The following is an 18,014-nucleotide window of genomic DNA, read 5'->3' as shown; positions in this document are numbered from 1 at the left end:
GGCGTCTGATGGACAGGTAAAATGCGGGTCGGTAAGGCATGCCAACATGCACGCAGCGAATCGGCCTGGCGCCATACGCACAGCACCCGGTCGCGAGCGACCCACCTGAGGACAGGATTTCCAGCCAATGGACCCACTTTCGCTTGATCCCGCCTCTTGGCTACGCTTGGTAAGTGGTCGTCGCAGAGTGCGCTCTCAAGCAGGTCTAGAGGGCTGCTGTGCTGGTACCCGCGGCTCACCACCTGCTTATGCGGCATGCACTCTCAACGAGCCCGTGACCCTCTGAGGCTGCTCGTGGCCGATCCCGACGACCTTCTGCACAAGCTGATTGACCGCAGCAACGCCGCGGCCCTGGCAACGCTGCCTCGACCGCTGGTTTTCACCAACGGCGTGTTCGACATCCTCCACCGCGGCCACGTCAGCTACCTCGCCGCGGCGCGCGCACTCGGTGCGGCTTTGGTCGTTGGGGTCAACAGCGACGCTTCAGCGCGCGGGCTGGGCAAGGGCCCTGGGCGGCCACTGAACCGCGAGCTCGACCGCGCCTGCGTCCTGGGGGCGCTCGAGTCGGTCGATGCCGTTGTGCTCTTCAACGAATCGACGCCGGTGGCACTGCTGGCTCAGTGCCGACCCGACACTTACGTAAAGGGGGGCGACTACGATATCGAGACGCTGACCGAGACAGTGCTGGTGCGTAGCTGGGGTGGGCGCTCGCTGGCGCTGCCATTCGTCGATGGCTATTCGACAACCTCGCTTGTTCGCCGCATCCTGGGCCAGGACACGGCACGATGACCGGGCCGCGGCGCGCTGCGTTCCTCGACCGCGACGGCGTTCTCAACGCCGATCACGGCTACGTGGTCCGAATCGAGGACTTCGAATGGCTGCCTGGCGCGGTGCAGGCGCTGCAACAGTTGCAGGCGGCCGGCTACTCGCTGGTCGTCGTTACCAATCAGTCTGGCATCGCACGCGGCCTGTATTCGGAGGCTGATCTTGGGCGCCTGAACCACTTCATCGAGACCGAGCTTCAGCGCCAAGGTGTGCTGCTGACCGGCATCTACGCGTGTCCTCACCACCCGCAAGGCACGGTGGCGGCCTACCGCCGAGACTGCGATTGCCGCAAGCCGCAGCCGGGCCTGATTCTTCGTGCCGCCGCCGTTCACGGCCTCGATCTCGGTAGCTCGTGCCTGTTCGGTGACAAGGCGAGTGACATTGAAGCAGGGCGAGCAGCTGGCTTGGGCCGCTGTTGGCTGATCGGTGGCGCAGTCGACACCCGATCATGTGGCGCCGATGGCCATGGCGTCAGTCTTCTTGAGGTGGTCGCTGCGCACCTCAAGGCCACCCCGTGGTGAGCGGGCGTCCTCGCGCAGTCTGGAGTCCCGACGATGATCAACCCCATGCCTACCACCGTGCTTGTTCTGGGCGCCTCTGGCATGCTAGGCAACGCCGTACTGCGGTTCTTTGCGGCCAGCCCCGGCTACACCGCCTTTGGCTCGATGCGGACGACCTCGCAACTGGCGAAGCTGCCGTCCGCCGTTCGGCGGCGAGTGATTGCTGGCGTCGACGTTGAGAACACCGACAGCCTGATGCGCCTCTTCTCGGCCGTTCGGCCCCAAGTGGTGATCAACTGCATCGGCCTTGTTAAGCAGCTCGCAGAGGCGGACGACCCGCTTCTCGCGCTGCCAATCAACGCGATGCTGCCGCACCGCTTGGCGCGGTTGTGCGACGTCGCCCGTGCGCGGCTCGTGCACGTTAGTACCGACTGCGTCTTCTCCGGCGCCCGAGGCAACTACATCGAGGGCGACTCACCGGACGCACAAGACCTGTATGGGCGGAGCAAGTTGCTGGGCGAGGTGGACTACCCCCACGCGGTCACGCTTCGCACCTCCATCATCGGGCACGAGCTCAGCAGCGCGAATGGACTGGTGGGCTGGTTCCTCGCACAGCAAGGGCGGGTAAGCGGTTATCGGCGTGCGGTGTTCTCCGGGCTCCCAACGATTGAGCTCGCGCGCGTCATCCGCGACCATGTTCTGCCGCGGCCTGCGCTGCGCGGCACCTACCATGTATCGGCATCGCCCATCAACAAGTTCGACCTTCTCAAACTTGTCGCGCGCACCTACGGCAAGGAGATCGAGATCGTCGAAGACGACGCGGTGCTCATCGACCGTTCGCTCGACTCCACCCGCTTCCGCACGGAGACTGGCTACGCGCCGGACGACTGGCCAGCGCTTGTCGCCCGCATGCACGCGTTCCAGGCCGCCGCGGCCGATTGATTTCCAGACAGGACCCCAGAATGTTCAACGACAAGGTATTGCTCATCACCGGCGGAACGGGTTCGTTCGGCAACGCGGTGCTTGAGCGCTTCTTGCGATCAGGCGACTTTGCCGAGATCCGCGTCTTCAGCCGCGACGAGAAGAAGCAAGAGGACATGCGCATCGCATTGAAGAACGACAAGGTTAAGTTCTACATCGGCGACGTCCGCAACTACGACAGCATCTACGACGCGCTGATCGGAGTGGACTACGTCTTCCACGCAGCCGCACTGAAGCAAGTACCTTCGTGCGAGTTCTACCCTATGGAGGCAGTGCGCACGAACGTGATCGGCGCCGAGAACGTGATCCGCGCCTCGATCACAAGAGGCGTCAGCCGTTGCGTGGTGCTGAGCACGGACAAGGCTGTGTACCCAATCAACGCAATGGGCATGTCCAAGGCGATGATGGAGAAGGTAATGATCGCCAATTCGCGCCTGTGCGATCCGCAGCGAACGGTTCTCTGCGCCACCCGCTACGGCAACGTCATGGCTTCGCGGGGTTCGGTGATTCCCCTGTTTTTGGAGCAACTGCGTGCAGGTAAGCCGCTGACGATCACAGACCCGAACATGACCCGGTTCCTGATGTCACTGGAGGAGTCGGTCGAGCTCGTTCTCTATGCGTTCAAGCACGCGCAGCCAGGTGACATTTTCGTGCAGAAGGCACCCGCCTGCACGGTGGGCGACCTCGCGCAGGCGATGCGAGATCTGTTGTGCGCCAAGAGCGAGATCAAGATCATCGGAACCCGCCACGGAGAAAAGCTTTTCGAGTCGCTGGTCTCGCGAGAGGAGATGGTGCGCTGCGAGGATCTTGGTGGCTACTACCGCATCCCAGCCGACTCGCGAGACCTTAACTACGACAAGTACTTTGTTGAGGGCGAACTCACGATCGCCAAGCTCGAGGATTACACCTCTCACAACACCCACCGGCTCGACGGGGAAGGTGTCAAGCGCGTGCTTATGTCGCTGGATCTGGTGCGGGAGGCCGTTCGTGCTTAAGGTGATGACGATCGTCGGCACGCGGCCGGAGATCATCAGGCTCTCACGGCTGATTGAGAAGCTGGATCTTCACTGTAGCCACGTGTTGGTGCATACAGGACAGAACTACGACTACGAACTGAATGATGTCTTCTTTAGCGAGCTTGGCATCCGGAGGCCCGACCACTTCTTGAACGCAGCAGGTGCAACGGCGGCGGAGACCATCGGCCAGGTGATCATTGCCACCGATCGTGTTCTGGACGAGCACCGTCCGGATGCTCTACTTCTGCTGGGCGACACCAACAGTGCGCTGGGCGCGATCGCCGCCAAGCGGAGAAAGATTCCGATCTTCCACATGGAGGCAGGGAACCGCTGCTTCGACTTCAGGGTACCTGAGGAGATCAATCGGCGAATTGTTGACCACATCGCCGACATCAATTTGACGTATAGCGAGATCGCCCGCGAGTACCTGCTTCGCGAAGGATTGCCGCCGGATCAGGTCATCAAGACTGGCAGCCCAATGCGCGAGGTAATCGAGCACTACTTGCCCGGCATTGAGGCCTCCACAGCAGTACAGCGTCTTGGGCTGCAGACCGGTCGCTACTTCGTGGTCAGTTGCCACCGCGAGGAGAACGTCGACGTGCCGGAGAACCTCGCCAAACTCTTCGGGATCATGAACGCTTTGGCTGAGCATTACGCTGATCCCGTGATCGTCTCCACACATCCGCGGACGCGAAAGCGCATGGAAGCTCTGGGCTTGCTCGCCCACCCCATGGTTCAGTTTCACAAGCCGTTCGGTTTTTTCGACTATGTGCGCCTGCAAAAGGATGCACGCACCACGCTCTCAGATAGCGGAACGATCACCGAGGAGTCTTCGATTCTGAACTTTCCTGCACTCAATCTGCGCGAGGTTCAGGAGCGTCCCGAGGGCTTTGAGGAAGCTGCCGTGATGCTAGTCGGGCTCGATGTCGAGCGCGTCCTTCAAGGCCTGAAAGTCCTGGAAACCCAATCGCGAGGGACTGAACGCTCGCTGAGACTGGTGAAAGACTACGAGCCAGCCAATGTGTCAGACAAGGTGCTGCGCATCATCATCAGCTATACCGGCTTCGTCAACCGTCGCGTCTGGCGGCGCTGATCACCATGTTGCTTGCGCTTCAGACAATTCGCCCGAATCTTAATAACTAAGATTCCCTCCCAATTGACGGGATGTTCGTAACACCCTGGCTTTCTTCGAGGATGCGCTTCTACCAAGTCAGGTGAAGCTTCGGGTCTTCTGCCCCCGTTTGTCGTTTAGGCCACGCTTGACCCACAAGGCGCTGTGCGGATCCGTCACGGCGACGTGCTGGCTCTATGCCGTTCCGTGTGGAACTTGACCGCACATCCGATGCTGTGTCAGGCCCGCTGACAGTGCCATTGCCGGCACGAAGGGCGATGCCGGCAAGTGGGTGAGCTTGCCCAGGCGCAGATAAGCGATGGCGATGAAGTTGGCTGCTGTCCTGAAGCCGCGGGCCGCGCGCTTGGCTTGCTGCATCAGCCCGTTCATCGCCTCGACGAAGGCGTTGCTGCGGTGATCGAGCATGCCTCGCACGACTGAATCGAAGTGGTCTCTGAGCGTGGCCGCCAGCCGCTTGAAGGGCTCCAGGCGACTGCGCCGCGCCCACGACAGCCAGGCCTTCAACTCGGCGCAAGCGAGCTCGGGTTGGTTGTGGCGGCGTGCGTTGGCGAACACCTCGCGCAGCGCCATCTTCAGCCGCCAGGCACGCGCAGTCTTCAGGTTTGCTCGCTGCAACCAGTGCATGGCTTGAAGCTGCGTGGCCGTCCAGCCCGAAGGATTCCTGCGCATGCCCCACAGGATGGAGCGGCGCTGCTTGGCCGTCAGCACGCCCAGTTCCTGCTGCACCTGCGCCTGCTCGGTCTTCCACTCGGCTGCGCGCACCTCGTCCATGGCTTCGCCTGCGAGTTTGACGACGTGGAAGCGGTCGTAGCTGACCAGCGCGTTGGGCAGGTAGGTGGCAGCCCCCTTGAGGTACGCCGCACTCATGTCCATGCAGACGTGGGCGATCGCTGTGGGCTCACCGCCGTGGGCATGCAGATCCTGCGTGAAGGCCTGAACCGTCTGGTGCTCACGTCCGGGCGTGCAGAACAGCAGCCGCTTGGCATCCAGGTCGTGCACCACGGTGACGTAGTCATGCCCGCGGCGCAGGCTGGTCTCGTCGATGCCCACGATGCGGACCTGGCTCATGTCCTGCTTGCTCCGCGCCTGGCTCACGTAGTGCTCGATGCGGCGCCACAACTGCTTGTCGCGCACCCGCAGATCCCTGGCCGCCTGGCGCACGGGCAAGTCCCTGCACATCGTCAGCGCCAATGCTTCAAACAGCAGCGTGAAGCCGCTGCCCTGGCGAGCCCACGGTACTGTCAGTTGCGTCGTCTTGCCGCAGGCCGTGCACCCCACGCGTGGCACCTCGGCGTGCAGCCACGCCTCGTACTGGAAAAAGTCCAGATGCCGCCACGAGCGCGGCAGCCGGTCATGCACCTTCTGCGAGGCCGCACCGCAAGCCGGGCACGCCAGCAGCGACTGCTTGCACTCAACGTCGAAATCGATGCGGTGCTTGGCGGTGTCAAGCCGAACCTCCCGCACCACCCATGGTGCTTGCAGACCCAATGCGCCGGTGAACAGCGCCTCCACGCCAACGTTCAAATCAGTACTCCTGGCTACCGCCCCGTGGACATATGGACAGGCTCAAAGGCAGCCTGCCCACATGCCCACCGGGCTCGACGACGACCGGCCATTCTGTCTGTTGGGTTCCACACGAAATGACGAGGGGCCAGTTTCGCTCAGCGCTTCAGAGTGCTAGTTCCACGAGCCTAACAGGCTAGCAGCGCAATTGATCAGTCAGTCAAGCAATTCACCACGTGTCACAGAGGAGGTGCCGAACTTCCCGACCACGACACCGGCAGCCCTATTTGCCAGCCTCGTGGCCTCGATTAAGTTACGACCTTCAGCAAGCATAACTGCCAAGGTAGCGATAGCGGTATCGCCAGCACCCGTGACATCATAGACCTCGCGCGCTTCAGCCGGAAAGTCCATGCGCCCAGATTCGCCGCAGGCCTCGGAGAACAGGCTCATCCCCCGCTCTGAGCGCGTCAAAAGCAAACTGGCGATACCGAGCCTCGTGCGCAGTGCTGTCGCCTTTTCTTGAAGATCGTCCTCATCGATCCACGCGCCTACAACCTGTGCGAGCTCGCCCTGGTTGGGCGTGATGACGTCGGCTCCCGTGTAGCGACTGAATTCGTCACCCTTTGGATCGACGACAACCGACAGGCCTCGCTCCTTGGCCGCACGGATCATCATGCCGACTTCGTTCAGAGCGCCCTTCGCATAGTCGCTCATCACCACGCAACCGCTGCGAGGCAATTCGCTTCGAAAGCGTTCCGCAACTGCAGAAGCCAGAGCCTTTGCTAGCGGCCTCTCAAAGTCAACACGCAGGAGTTGGTGATGCTGGCTGACCACGCGGAGCTTCACGATGGTCGTCGCCCGCGCATCGACAATCAGTTCGTGGCCGATCCCTTCTGCGCTCAAGAGATTCAGAAAGTCGCGGCCGTTGGCATCATCCCCGACGACGCCAAGCAGGCGCACGGCTCCCCCGAGGTTTCTGACGTTGAGGGCTACATTGGCCGCGCCGCCGAGGCGGTCGCTCTGACTACCCATGTGAAGAATGGGCACAGGCGCCTCTGGCGATATTCGCGTCACGCGGCCGTCCCAATACCGGTCAAGCATGCAGTCACCAACCACGGTGACAGAGGGGACTGGTCCGCTCATGGGCGTTTTTCCGCGGTCTTTGGCACTAGGCCTAACTGCTGTTCAACGCCACCGCACAGCGTGTGCCCAATCAGGATGTGAGCCTCCTGGATGCGCGCCGTGACTTCGTGGGGAACAACGATGTTCAGCTCCGCTCGCTGGCTCAAAGCGCCACCACCTCGCCCGCTAAGGCCGAGCGTGAGCATGCCAATCTCACGCGCCGCCTCAACAGCTTTGACGACGTTGCTCGAGTTACCTGAAGTTGAGATCGCGATCAGCGCATCCTTTGGCGTGCCAAGCGCTCGCACTTGGCGGCTAAACACTGCGTCGAAGGAGTAATCATTGCCGATGCACGTCAGCGCCGAGGTATCGGTGCTGAGCGAGATGGCCGGCAATGGTCGCCTCTCATCCATGAATCGGCCTACGAATTCGGCAGCGATGTGTTGACAATCAGCGGCCGACCCGCCGTTACCGCAGAGCAATAGCTTGCCGCCGCTGGCCAAAACCGCGGTTAGGGCGTCAATGGCCCGCTGCACTTCTCGGTCGAGTAGATGCAGTTGTTCCACCAGCCGAGTATGTTCCTGCAGGTTAAAGAGAAACAGGCTCATGGTTTTTGGCTCAAGGCCGGAAGTGATTCGCCGGAAACAACGAGCCGACGCCCTGCCGCAACTGCATCGGGTACACGGCCTCGCAAACATGCCTGCACGTCACTGGGGTGCACACATTTATGCTGATCGCATGGCTGACAGGTCAAGGGCGGATCCAACTGTACGCTCACTACGTTGCGGCCACGTGGCGCCGCGTACTCTGCTCTATTGGGTCCAAACATCACTACCGTTGGACTCCCTGTTGCTGCGGCCAAATGTGCTGGGCCACTGTCCATAGTGTACAGAACGTGCGCTCTGCTTGCCGCCACGATAAAGCTGCGCAGATCGCCGCGCCAGACTTTCAACCGGCCTTGCAATGCGGGGCTTAAGGCCGCCATCAAAGTTTCTACGTAGGCTTCGAGATCTGGGGTACTGAAGACCAACGCAGGCCCGCTCCAATCGCTGAGGCTTGCCGCGACAAGCTTAGCCGCTTCATCGACCGGGAGGCGGCGAAGCGGCAACGATGCCCCAAAATGGAATCCGACGTAGGGTGCAATGGACCACGCGCTGTCTCGCTCTTGATCCGTCAACGTAAGCTTAGACACAAAAGGCTGCCCGTCGAAAGCGTGGAGGCATGCCGCTAAGCGCTCGTGATGCTCAAGAAGCGACGCCAGACGCCCGTCATCTGGTACGACCTGCGTGAGGAGGCTGGCGCCGCCAGTGAAGTCAAAGCCTACGCGCCTGATGCAGTTGGCAAAGTAGAGGATGAGGATGTTGCGTATATCGCCGCGTGTGTCGATACCAACGTCCCACCGCTTCGAACGCAATAGTCGCACGAGGTTGCGCGATGCTGTCCAGGAAGCTCGTATGCCCTGTCCCTTGACCCATGGCGCCGAAAACTCGATCAGTTCGTCGATCGAAGGATCGCTCGCGAGTACCGGTCGATTCCACGGCCCTGCCACAACCGTGACTTGAGCGGTTGGATAGCGACGCTTTATCGCTGCCAAGAAGGGCAGAAGCATCACTGCATCGCCGATCAGATGAAGATCGAGCACCAGAAACGATGTTGGCTGTCCGAGTGCCATTGGGCTGGAGGATGGTTGCCACAAGCGGCGTACGAACGCCACTACCGACCAAAGCCGATCAATTCTCCGTGCTCGGCGCACCAAGCCAAGATTCATCACCTTCATCGTGAACGGAGCCGTCTGCGACTTCAGCTGGTTTAGGCCGTGGGTGCGGGCAGTCCACGCTGCAGTACGTCACAGAAACGGTTCAGCAACTGCGCTCTGCTGAGCGTTCGGGCAACTGCGTCGGCGGCTCGGCGCCCCATTTCATCCAAGATATTGGCCGGCGTGTCGAGAATTTGGCGAAGCACCTGAATCGCACCCTCGTCATCACCATGGCTTATCTGCCAGCCAATGCCGTACTGCTTGATCAGGTCGCTGATATGGCTTGGACTGGGGCCCAGCAGCAAGATGGGTCTTGAGACCGCCATTGCTCCGTAGACCTTGCAGGGATGCACGATGCCGACAACATCGGAACCGATTGACACCACATGCACGTCAGCGGCGCTCAGCGAGAACCGCAGCTGGTCCAGAGGCTGATAGGGGAGAGAGACGATGTTCGAAGCACCAGCAGCGATCCTGTCTTCAACTTCGCTTTTGGCCCCTCCGCCACCGATCGAGATCACGAGCAGCCGAGGGTCCGACTCAAGCCGTTTTGCTGCATCAAGCAGCGTCCTGAGCGGGTTCGCCGCCGAGTGGTTTCCCGAGTACATGACCGCGAGCTTCCCGGGTGACACCCTAGCCTGCCGAAAGGGGTTGTCACTGTGCGCAAGGTTCTCCAGATGGTTGTCATGTGGCCAGGGGGGCATGACTTCCAGCTTGGTCGCTACACCAGGCAGCTTATGCAAAACCCTTGCGGCCATGAACCGGTCGAGGACGATCACGCTGGCCGAATGCCTGAGGATCGCTCTGTTGAAGGCATCGAATATCCTTACCGGCAGGGAACTCGCGGGAAGGAGCTTCATCGCGACCATCTGATCAGGGTTGAGGTCCATCAACCAATACTTGACTGGTACCCGACGGATCCCGCCGATGATGACACCCGCAATCCCACAAAACGGCGGGGAGGTCGAGACCATGACACCGCACAAGCCACGCGTGCATATGCCCAGCACGGCTGCTTGCAACAGAAAGATCGACTGCGCCAGCAGACGCACAGCGATGGACGACTTGCCAAAGGACGAGAAGGGTAGGCGACGCACCTCGACGCCATCTAGAACTTCCCGCGCTGGGTAACGGCGCGACGGATCGTCATAGCCCCGTGATGCGGTGTAGACGATCGTTCGATATCCGCGCCGCGCCATCTCAGCCGCGGCGTCAGCTACGTGCTGGCCCACGCTGGCCGGATCCGGCACGTAGACCTGCGAAATGATTAGGAAACTCGGTTTCACTGGGCGCTGCGCTTCATCGACACCAAGCATCAGTTAGGTGCCTGCGCAGGCACGCATACACGTTTTCAGGCGACCTTCTTGCGTCCGCCGGACACCGTCGTCTTCGCCACCTTCACGGCCTTTGGCTTAGGCAGGCCATAGCCCGCTGGAATGCCCTGCTTCCACGTGCTCATGCGGCGCGACTCGGGGTTAAATCCATCTCCCGGAATCGGGTGCGAGCCTTTCTTGAACGTACTGATGCTGCTCTTGTGTGCAGTCCGGGCGGAGTACTTGGCTGCAAACTGAGCCTCAATCCAAGCGTAGGTTCTTGCCATTCCGTCACGCAGCCGCGTGCTTGGCTCCCAACCCAGCTGTTCAATGATCTTGGTGTTGTCACTGTTGCGGCCGGCCACACCCTTGGGTGCATCGAGCAAGTAGCTGCGCTTCAGCTTGATGCCTGCAATCTCTTCAGCAACATCGACAAGCTGGTTGATGCTGACCAGCTCGCTTGAACCCAGATTCAGCGGTTCGAGTACCTGGCTGTGCGCGATCTTCAGAACGCCATCAACGCAGTCGTCGATATACATGAACGACCGAGTTTGGTGCCCGTCGCCCCAGATCTCGATCTCGTGTTTGCCGGAAATCTTGGCGGCGATCACTTTGCGGCAGATAGCGGCCGGAGCCTTCTCACGGCCGCCTTCCCACGTTCCATGTGGACCATAGACATTGTGGAAGCGCGCAACCCGTGTGCGCATACCGAAGTCTTCACGGAAGTGACGACACATGCGCTCGCTGAACAGCTTCTCCCAACCGTATCCATCCTCAGGCAGCGCCGGGTATGCGTCGGCTTCCTTGAGTGCAGTGACTCTGGGATCGGTCTGTTTTTCGGCGTTGTAGACGCAGGCAGAGGACGAATAGAAGAAGCTCCTGACGCCGGCCTCCTGCGCCGCGAGCAACATGTGCGTATTGGTTAGGACGCTGAGCATACACAGGGCCTTGTTGTTCTCGATGAAGCCCATGCCACCCATGTCAGCCGCTAGCTGATAGACCTCCTTCGCGCCGGCACAGATCGTCCTGCAGACCTTGAAATCTCGGCAGTCCCCCTTGATAGGACCCGCAAAGTTCTTCGCCTGCCGATGAACCTGATACCAGTCCTCCAACGGCTTGATGTCGGCGGCATGGACGACATGGCCCTCGTCGATGAGGCGCTTCACCAGGTGACCGCCAATGAACCCGCCCGCACCCGTCACCACGACAACATCACGTTTGCCCACAGAGCATCTCTCCCGTTCATCTACACAAGAACCTACCCTGCGAAAACGCAGGGCGACCCAGAATCTTATCTGACTGCAGTGATCGCTTGGCGGACAGCACGTGCGGCCACGCAGGGCCTGCGAGGCGCCGCAGCCAAGGCGAATCGGTCACTCAAGCGAGCTCAGCCAAGCGCAGTCCCGAGCGTCAACGCCAGCTGCTGGACCAGGGCCGCCCCGCCTCTATGGCTCGGATCCACACCTCCAGCGTCGACTCGTGCTTCTTGACGTGCTCTCGCAGGAGGGCGCTGAGTGCTTGCGCCCCGGCGAGGTAGCTGACGTGGCCGCAGTACGGGATGCCAAACACCCCGCTGATGAACACCAGTGAACGCGGCAGCGCCGCCAGCCCCAAAGTGTCGGCGCCGTTGGCCAGCTTGCGACCACGTCGTCGGGTTCGGCCAAGGCGATGCCTGCCTAGGCTAGCGGGCGCGGGCCGCCGACAGCGGCTTGCGCATCACGACGTAGATGTTGGCGACACAGACCGCTGGCAGCAGCGCGTGCAGCAGCGAGAAAAGTCGGTAGCCGAGCCGGCTGCCGAAAAAGTAACTCGGCTCTGACGCGTAAAGGTAGCTGAAGTCCTCATAACGTTCGAAGTTACGGCGGATGTCTGCCATCGTGTTGAGGCGATAAGCGGTAGGGAAGACGTCCTCGGCCTTGCGGTGCGGCTGCGCGCGCGAGAGGAAGGCCACGTGGCTGGCGTTGCGCACCCAGCGTGCCGCGACCGAGACGTAGTGGTACTTGTGCGGCGTGCGGGCGAAAAAGTAGCCACCGGGCTTGAGCACGCGATCGATCTCGGCCACGAACACTGGCACCTTCTCGATGTGCTCTAGCACGTACTCGGAGACGATGACGTCGACCGAGGCGTCGTCCAGCGGCAGTCGGTCGTCGCGGATAACGGCGTTCTCGGTGGTGGTGGGGTTGGTCAGCACGACTGGATCGACATCGAGCCCGATCACGCGCGCTACCATCGACTTGAAGTCGCGCAGGCGGCGCCGCGGCTCGCTGCGGTCTTCGTAGAACCAGGCGCCCCGGCCGGCGCCCAGGTCAACGACGACGTCGCTCGGCTTGAGCACGGTGGCGACACGGCCGAAGAACTCGATGCCGCCGTCGTACGGGAGATACTCGCCCAGCATGCGGGCGGCGGGATCGAACAACGCTTGGGTCATCGGCTGGGAGTCTTGTCGTCGGGTGGGTCGCTCGCGACTGGTGCGAAATCAGCGCAGGCCATCGAACCGCTCCCTCCAGCGCCAGCTAGGCGAAGCAGCCCAATGAGTTTACCTGCGCGGCGCGCACGCCGGCTCCGGCGCTTAGGGCGCCACCCAGTCAAAACTGGCGAGCCCCTTTGAGCCACGCACGTGCGCCGCGTGATCCCGGAACCACGCAGAGGTGTCGCGCAGGCCCTGTTCCAGCGAAATGCCCACGCGCCAATCCAGGGCCGGCAGGCGCGACACGTCCAGCAGCTTGCGCGGCGGGCCGTCGGGCTTTCTCGCGTCCCACACCAGCCGGCCACCAAAACCCGTGACGCGGGCCGCGGCCATGTCATCCACGTGCAAGACCTCTCCCATGGGCGTGCCGCTGCCCCCCACCACCACCACCTCGGCGTCGCCGCGCTGCGCGGCCTGGTGAAAGCGGCGCATCAGCGCTGGGAGGACGCGGCTGTCCTCCGGGTGAAAGCTGTCGCCCGGGCCGTACAGGTTGGTGGGCATCACGCTGCGGTAGTCGCGCCGTGCTTGCGGTTGTGGCTCTCGGACAGCTTGATGCCGGCAATTCTGGCAATCGCATACGGCTCGTTCATGGGCTCAAGAGCCCCCCGCATCAATCCAGCGCCCGCAGCGTGTACTCGCTACGGCTCGATCCCTTGTGGCCCATGCCCGAGCCGCTCTGGGCGCTGATGCGCTGCGTGGCCACCAGGCGCTCGCCGAGGACGGCAAAGACCTGTTCCTCGGTGCTCTGTGCCTCGAAGCTGATGACGACGAAGGCGCTGCCCTCGATGCGGTGGCGCGCACGGCTGGCCAGGGGCGTGCCGTCGGGGGCCATCCACACCTCCAGCGTCGACTCGTGCTTCTTGACGTACTTGTCTTTCTTCGCCGGGGGCACGTCAAACACCAGCAGCCGGGCCGGGCGCCCCTGCCAGGGCTCGTTGCGTTCGGCCTTGAACACGGCCCTGGCAAGCTCGCGCTGCAGGGTGGCGGCCGCGCGCGCGAGTTCGCTCACCTCGCTCAGGCCCAGGGCGCGCAGGCCGTTGGCCGTGGGTGCGGGGGCCTTGGGGTTGGCGGCCCGTTCGGCGCCTTCTTGCGCGGCCCGCACCAGCGCCGCCTGGGGGTAGATGAGGCGCAGCCCTTGCGGCCCGTCTTCCAGCTGCACGCTGGCCAGGCCGGTGTTCGTCTCGGTCTCGTCGCCGTCGGAGCTGCGGTCTTCGCTCTTGATGTGCACGCTGGCCTTCAGCGGCGTGTGGCCGGCGAGGCGGCCGAGGGTGTCGCGCAGCTCTTGCAGGGGGTTGGCGTGCACGGGCACGGGCAAGGCCACCAGGCAGGCTGCAGCCAGCAGAAGACGTGCGGGTTTCATGGGCGGGGTTTATCCAAAACCGCGCCGGCCCGTGGCTTGGTGGCTACTGGCAGAGCCAGTCCGTCACGCGGCTGTGGCTCGACAGCACTGATGCATCCACCAAGGCGTTGTCAACCAAGCTGAGGCTGTCCACCAGCGCGATCAGGACGTTGACGCCCAGACGAAGCGCGTCATGGCTGCTCGTCGCGGAGTCGGTTGACCAACTCCATGGTCACGGGCACCGCAGGCCGGCGGCCAAGCAACAGCGGGATGCCGTTTCTCTCTGACCGGGTGGGGCCTGCGCCTGGAAAGAGGCCTTGCACAGCCAGCATCGAGCTGAGCGCGTGTCGACGCGCGGCACCTCGAGCTGGAACCACCAGGTCGCCACGTCCTTGCTCGGAGAGCAGCAGTTGCTTGAGGCTCGGCCGCGCCGCAGCCTGGAGTCGGCGCCACTCGTCCACCGGAACGAGAACCGCAACCTCAGCTCCCCGCTTCGTCACCATCTGCGGGCCTTCGGCAAGGCAAGTCTCAAGGAACTCGCTGAACCGCGCCTTGGCGTCTTGGATAGGCCACGTCTGCATGGCTCACCTCACAATGACTGGTGTCCTGACCAGTTCAATATACGCTCCTGCACGGCGGCGCAGCTGCTCGCGCAGCATCGCCCTCGCAGAGCCGGCCGCGCGCGCGAGTTCGCTCACCTCGCTCAGGCCCAGGCGCGCAGGCCGTGGGCCGTGGCGCGGGGGCCTTGGGGTTGGCGGCCCGTTCGGCATCTTCTTGCGCGGCTCGCACCAGCGCAGCCTGGAATCGGCGTGCACGGCCCCGCGGCCTGCCGGCTACTGCCAGAACCACTTCACGCCGAGCTGCCAGGTGGTGTTGGTGGGTTCCTTCACCGTGTAGCTGGGCTTGCGCTTGATGTCTGAATCATCCAGCCAACTGACGCTGACGTAGGGCGTGAACCAGCCGGGCGCGTGGCGGTAGCTGCGCTGCGCGCGCAGCGCCAGGCCACGGTTCTGGCGGTTCACCGTGTCGTCGTAGACGGTCGATACCTGCGAAAGCCGCGACACTGCCCAGCCCTGCAACAGCACCGCTGCCTCGAGCCGCCAGCTCTGTGCGCCCCAGGCCTGCGCGCCCGCCACCGGTGCCTGGTAGGCGGCCACCGCCCACAGGCCGTAGCGTTCGCGCTCGTAGCCCACATCGCCACGGCTGGTGGTGCCCCGCAGGTCGTTGTAGTAGGCCTGCCATTCCAGCCCGGCCTCGAAGCGGGCCGCCGGCTCGGTGCCCACCGGCTTGCCATAGAGCGCGCGCCACGCGGTCTGGACGGTGGGGCGTCGGTCGATCGTTCCGCTGACGGGGCTGCTGTAGTCGGGCGCGCCCAGCAGAGCATGGGCCTCGAACGCCCAGTTCTCCAGCCCGCGGGGTTGCGCCCACCGAAGATGCAGCCCCAGGTGGGCACCAGCAAGCTGCATCTGCGGCTCGCTGTAGTGGGTGTAGCCCGCAGACAAGCCCAGCCGCAGCCCCCCCGGTGCGCTCTGCGCCCACGCACCGGGCGCCAGCGCCAGCCCTGCCAGGCCGCAAGCCAGCGCGCCGGCCCACGGCGCGCCGGCCATCAGTTGGCGGGCCACTCGAAACTGAGCATTCGCACCTGGCCCCTGGACGGCAGGATGCCGGTGAGATCGGCAGAGTCAGCCTTGACCACCACGCCCTGAGCGCCGTTGCGGGAGATCCGCGTCAGGGTGTCGTACAGGGTGACCGTGGGGAAGGGGTTGGCGGCGAGCGGGGCTGCGGCGGTCGGGTTGGCGACGTCAAAGGCAAAGAAGCGCAGCGACGCCACCTGCCAGGAGCCCGTGGAGACCAAAGCGCTGCCCTTGGCGAACACCCCGCAGGCGCGGCGGCCGGTGTAGTTGGTGCCGCTGTAAACGCACAGCCGGGTGAGTTCCGCGGCCACGGGCGGTGGCGGTGGCGGTGGCTGTTGCGGTGGTGGCTGTTGCGGTGGTGGCGGCGGCGCTGGGGGGGTGTCCACACCCGCCACCCCCAAGAGCTGGGCTCCCGCCTTGGAGGTGCGCAGCAAGGGCCGGGTCTGGCCGTTGAGGGTGAGCGATTTGTCGCTGGTGAGCAGCGCCGCCTCGATCTCGGCCAGGCTGGCACCGGGCTTCAGGCTGCGCAGCACCGCCACGGCGCCAGAGACCATGGCCGTGGCCGGCGAGGTGCCGGCGCCGGGGGCCCAGCACTCGAAGCCCTGGCTGGCCGACGGGCAGGGCGTGGGCATGCTGTACCGGGCTTCGATGTCGCCACCAATGGCAAACAGCTTCACCTGCGAGCTGAAGTTGGTGTAGCTCGCCGGGGTGGTGCCGCCCAGCTTGGTGGCGGCCACGCTGACGGTGTTGCTCACACAGGCCGGGAACGAGATCGCCGTGGTGTTGTAGGCGTTGCCTGCGGCCACCACGGGCACCACGCCCTGGGCGCGCAGGTTGGAGAAGGCGGTGAAGAACAGGCTGCCGACGTAATCTGAATCACAGGCGGCGCTGAAGCTTCCGCCGCCCAGGCTGAGGTTCATGGCCACGATGGGCGGTTGGCCCGCAGCAAGCCGGGCCTGGGCTTGTGCCGTGACCCACTCGATACCGGCCAGCAGATCGCCGGAGTTGGCAGACACGCTGATCTTGCCGTTGCCGGTGCTGCCGTTGAACACTTGCACCGGCAGGATCGAGGCCGCCTTGGCCAGGCCACCTGCGGTGACCGCGCCGTTGATGTAGGCCATGCCCGCGGTGGCCGCCATGCTGGTGCCGTGGCCGCAACCACCGCCCAGGGCCTGGGCGCCGTTGGCGCTGCCGAACTTGTCTACGCAGCTGCGGCCCGCCTCCGCGCTGACCGTGTCGACGGTGGCGCCGTTGGGGCAAAAGCCGATGCCGCCCGTCGAAGGTGTCGAGAAGCACGCGCCCTTGAGCACCTTGCCAGTACCGTTGAAAGCGGGGTGCCGCTCGTCCACACCGGTGTCGAGCACCGCGATCACGGTGCCGGCACCCACGGCTTGCAGGGCGTTGCCGCCTACCGTGTAGCTGGGCCAGGCCTTGCTGCCGTCAAAGCCGTCGACCACCGCCTTGTTCAGGGCGGCTACCGTGTTGCTGGTGGCAACCTGGTTGGTGCTCAGCGGGATGTCGGCGAACACGCCCTTGACGTTGCCGATCTTGGGCAGCAGGCCGAGTTCGCAGGCCGAGAGTTCGATGCGCACCGCCGTGCCGCTCTTGGGCTTGTAGGCCTGGGCGATGCGGGCCGACAAGGCGCTCACGTCACAGCTGGTGCCGGTGCTCGCACCGACGGCCGGGCGCTTGGCGGCCTCAGCCAGATCGGCCAGAAACTGGCTTTGGGCCAGCTCGCGCGCATCGTCGGCGGTGACGCTGGCGCCGCTGGTGGGTGTTGCGGTCTGGAGCTGCACGAAGACGCCAACGGAGTCGGCCGGGTCGCTGGGCTGCAGGTCTTGCACCTGCGCGCTCACCGTGGGGTTGGTGTTGGCTGCGGCGTTGCCGGCCGCATCGCCGCCGCCACCGCCGCAGGCTGCCATTGCAAGCAAGGCCGCTGCGGTCAGCCCCAATCGAAGCAGGTGCACGCGCCGGCCCAAGGCGGAAGCGGCCGGGGGGAGTTGCGTTTTCATGGCAAGGCGCTCTTTCGCAGAACCAGGATCAGTTGAAATCCGACCGGTTCACCTGCAAAGGCGGCCCAGCGGAGAGGCGGCGATGTTGCCGGCGGTGAGAGACGCAAGGTTTTGCGCCCAGACATCAACCTGCAGGAGTTTAGGGTCAAAGTGCAGGTCATCACGTGCACGCCGGCCTTACCGCATCGCTTGGCTGGGGAAAGCCAGGCGGTGGGCCGCCGGGCGCTGTCGCCAAAACACCGTTCGCACTGAGCCTGTCGAAGTGCCCGCGGGGGCTGCGAATCCCCGGCTCGGCCGCCTGCCCGACCGCCATACGCTTGCCCACGTGATGGCACTCCTTGTGATGGAGCGAGTCCGCCCGGCCTTGCTGCTGGATGGGGGCAGGCCAGCCGGAAGATCGCGTCTACCCCGCAA

The 18,014-nt window shown here is 63.8% G+C and carries 16 protein-coding genes and 1 pseudogene; 5 read left to right on the top strand and 12 right to left on the bottom strand.

Annotated elements, in window-relative coordinates; genetic code table 11:
• Positions 1–255: 255 nt before the first annotated feature.
• From KA711_08565 to wecB, 5 genes are read left to right on the top strand one after another with little or no spacing between them, the layout of a single operon-like run.
• Positions 256–789 (top strand): adenylyltransferase/cytidyltransferase family protein, encoded by a 534-nt coding sequence (locus KA711_08565; GenBank protein ID MCM0609037.1) that lies wholly within the window; start codon positions 256–258, stop codon positions 787–789.
• Entirely contained in the window at positions 786–1,346 is a 561-nt protein-coding gene (locus KA711_08560; GenBank protein MCM0609036.1) for an HAD family hydrolase, read from the top strand. Before KA711_08565 ends, KA711_08560 begins: the two co-directional genes overlap by 4 nt.
• 45 nt (positions 1,347–1,391) lie before the next feature.
• A complete protein-coding gene (locus KA711_08555; protein ID MCM0609035.1) occupies positions 1,392–2,267 on the top strand; it encodes an SDR family oxidoreductase in 876 nt (291 codons plus the stop codon).
• Between the two features lie 20 nt (positions 2,268–2,287).
• Positions 2,288–3,301, top strand: coding sequence for a polysaccharide biosynthesis protein (locus tag KA711_08550; protein MCM0609034.1), 1,014 nt, complete (start codon positions 2,288–2,290; stop codon positions 3,299–3,301).
• Positions 3,302–3,305: 4 nt separating this feature from the next.
• On the top strand, positions 3,306–4,415 hold the full coding sequence (wecB, locus tag KA711_08545) for a UDP-N-acetylglucosamine 2-epimerase (non-hydrolyzing) (protein ID MCM0609033.1): 1,110 nt from the start codon (positions 3,306–3,308) through the stop codon (positions 4,413–4,415).
• 213 nt (positions 4,416–4,628) lie between these two features.
• On the opposite strand, the gene KA711_08540 is transcribed toward wecB, so the two are convergent.
• From KA711_08540 to KA711_08485, 12 genes and pseudogenes are all read right to left on the bottom strand, one after another.
• The gene (locus KA711_08540; GenBank protein MCM0609032.1) at positions 4,629–5,978 is read right to left on the bottom strand and encodes an ISL3 family transposase; all 1,350 of its coding nucleotides are present in this window, start codon (positions 5,976–5,978) and stop codon (positions 4,629–4,631) included.
• Between the two features lie 195 nt (positions 5,979–6,173).
• Entirely contained in the window at positions 6,174–7,100 is a 927-nt protein-coding gene (rfaE1, locus tag KA711_08535; protein MCM0609031.1) for a D-glycero-beta-D-manno-heptose-7-phosphate kinase, read from the bottom strand.
• Positions 7,097–7,687 (bottom strand): D-sedoheptulose 7-phosphate isomerase, encoded by a 591-nt coding sequence (locus KA711_08530; GenBank protein ID MCM0609030.1) that lies wholly within the window; start codon positions 7,685–7,687, stop codon positions 7,097–7,099. The genes rfaE1 and KA711_08530 overlap by 4 nt, the downstream gene beginning before the upstream one ends.
• Positions 7,684–8,856, bottom strand: a complete 1,173-nt coding sequence (locus KA711_08525; protein MCM0609029.1) for a glycosyltransferase family 9 protein — start codon at positions 8,854–8,856, stop codon at positions 7,684–7,686. The genes KA711_08530 and KA711_08525 overlap by 4 nt, the downstream gene beginning before the upstream one ends.
• A 32-nt stretch (positions 8,857–8,888) precedes the next feature.
• A complete protein-coding gene (locus KA711_08520) occupies positions 8,889–10,151 on the bottom strand; it encodes a glycosyltransferase family 4 protein (GenBank protein MCM0609028.1) in 1,263 nt (420 codons plus the stop codon).
• Positions 10,152–10,186: 35 nt separating this feature from the next.
• Positions 10,187–11,374: an NAD-dependent epimerase/dehydratase family protein gene (locus KA711_08515; GenBank protein ID MCM0609027.1), complete on the bottom strand. Its 1,188-nt coding sequence runs from the start codon at positions 11,372–11,374 to the stop codon at positions 10,187–10,189.
• A gap of 455 nt (positions 11,375–11,829) precedes the next feature.
• Positions 11,830–12,576: a class I SAM-dependent methyltransferase gene (locus KA711_08510; protein ID MCM0609026.1), complete on the bottom strand. Its 747-nt coding sequence runs from the start codon at positions 12,574–12,576 to the stop codon at positions 11,830–11,832.
• Between the two features lie 141 nt (positions 12,577–12,717).
• Positions 12,718–13,226, bottom strand: a pseudogene (locus KA711_08505) (NAD-dependent epimerase/dehydratase family protein).
• Entirely contained in the window at positions 13,226–13,975 is a 750-nt protein-coding gene (locus tag KA711_08500; protein ID MCM0609025.1) for a hypothetical protein, read from the bottom strand. The pseudogene KA711_08505 and the gene KA711_08500 overlap by 1 nt, the downstream one beginning before the upstream one ends.
• Before the next feature lie 170 nt (positions 13,976–14,145).
• A complete protein-coding gene (locus KA711_08495; GenBank protein ID MCM0609024.1) occupies positions 14,146–14,535 on the bottom strand; it encodes a type II toxin-antitoxin system Phd/YefM family antitoxin in 390 nt (129 codons plus the stop codon).
• A gap of 252 nt (positions 14,536–14,787) precedes the next feature.
• Entirely contained in the window at positions 14,788–15,576 is a 789-nt protein-coding gene (locus KA711_08490; GenBank protein MCM0609023.1) for a hypothetical protein, read from the bottom strand.
• Entirely contained in the window at positions 15,561–17,600 is a 2,040-nt protein-coding gene (locus KA711_08485) for a S8 family serine peptidase (protein ID MCM0609022.1), read from the bottom strand. The genes KA711_08490 and KA711_08485 overlap by 16 nt, the downstream gene beginning before the upstream one ends.
• Positions 17,601–18,014: the final 414 nt, after the last annotated feature.

The organism is Ideonella sp. WA131b, from assembly GCA_023657425.1.
In the GTDB taxonomy this organism is placed as follows: domain Bacteria; phylum Pseudomonadota; class Gammaproteobacteria; order Burkholderiales; family Burkholderiaceae_C; genus Rubrivivax.
Note: the sequence above shows the minus strand (reverse complement) of the source record. Positions and strands in the feature narration are given on the sequence as shown.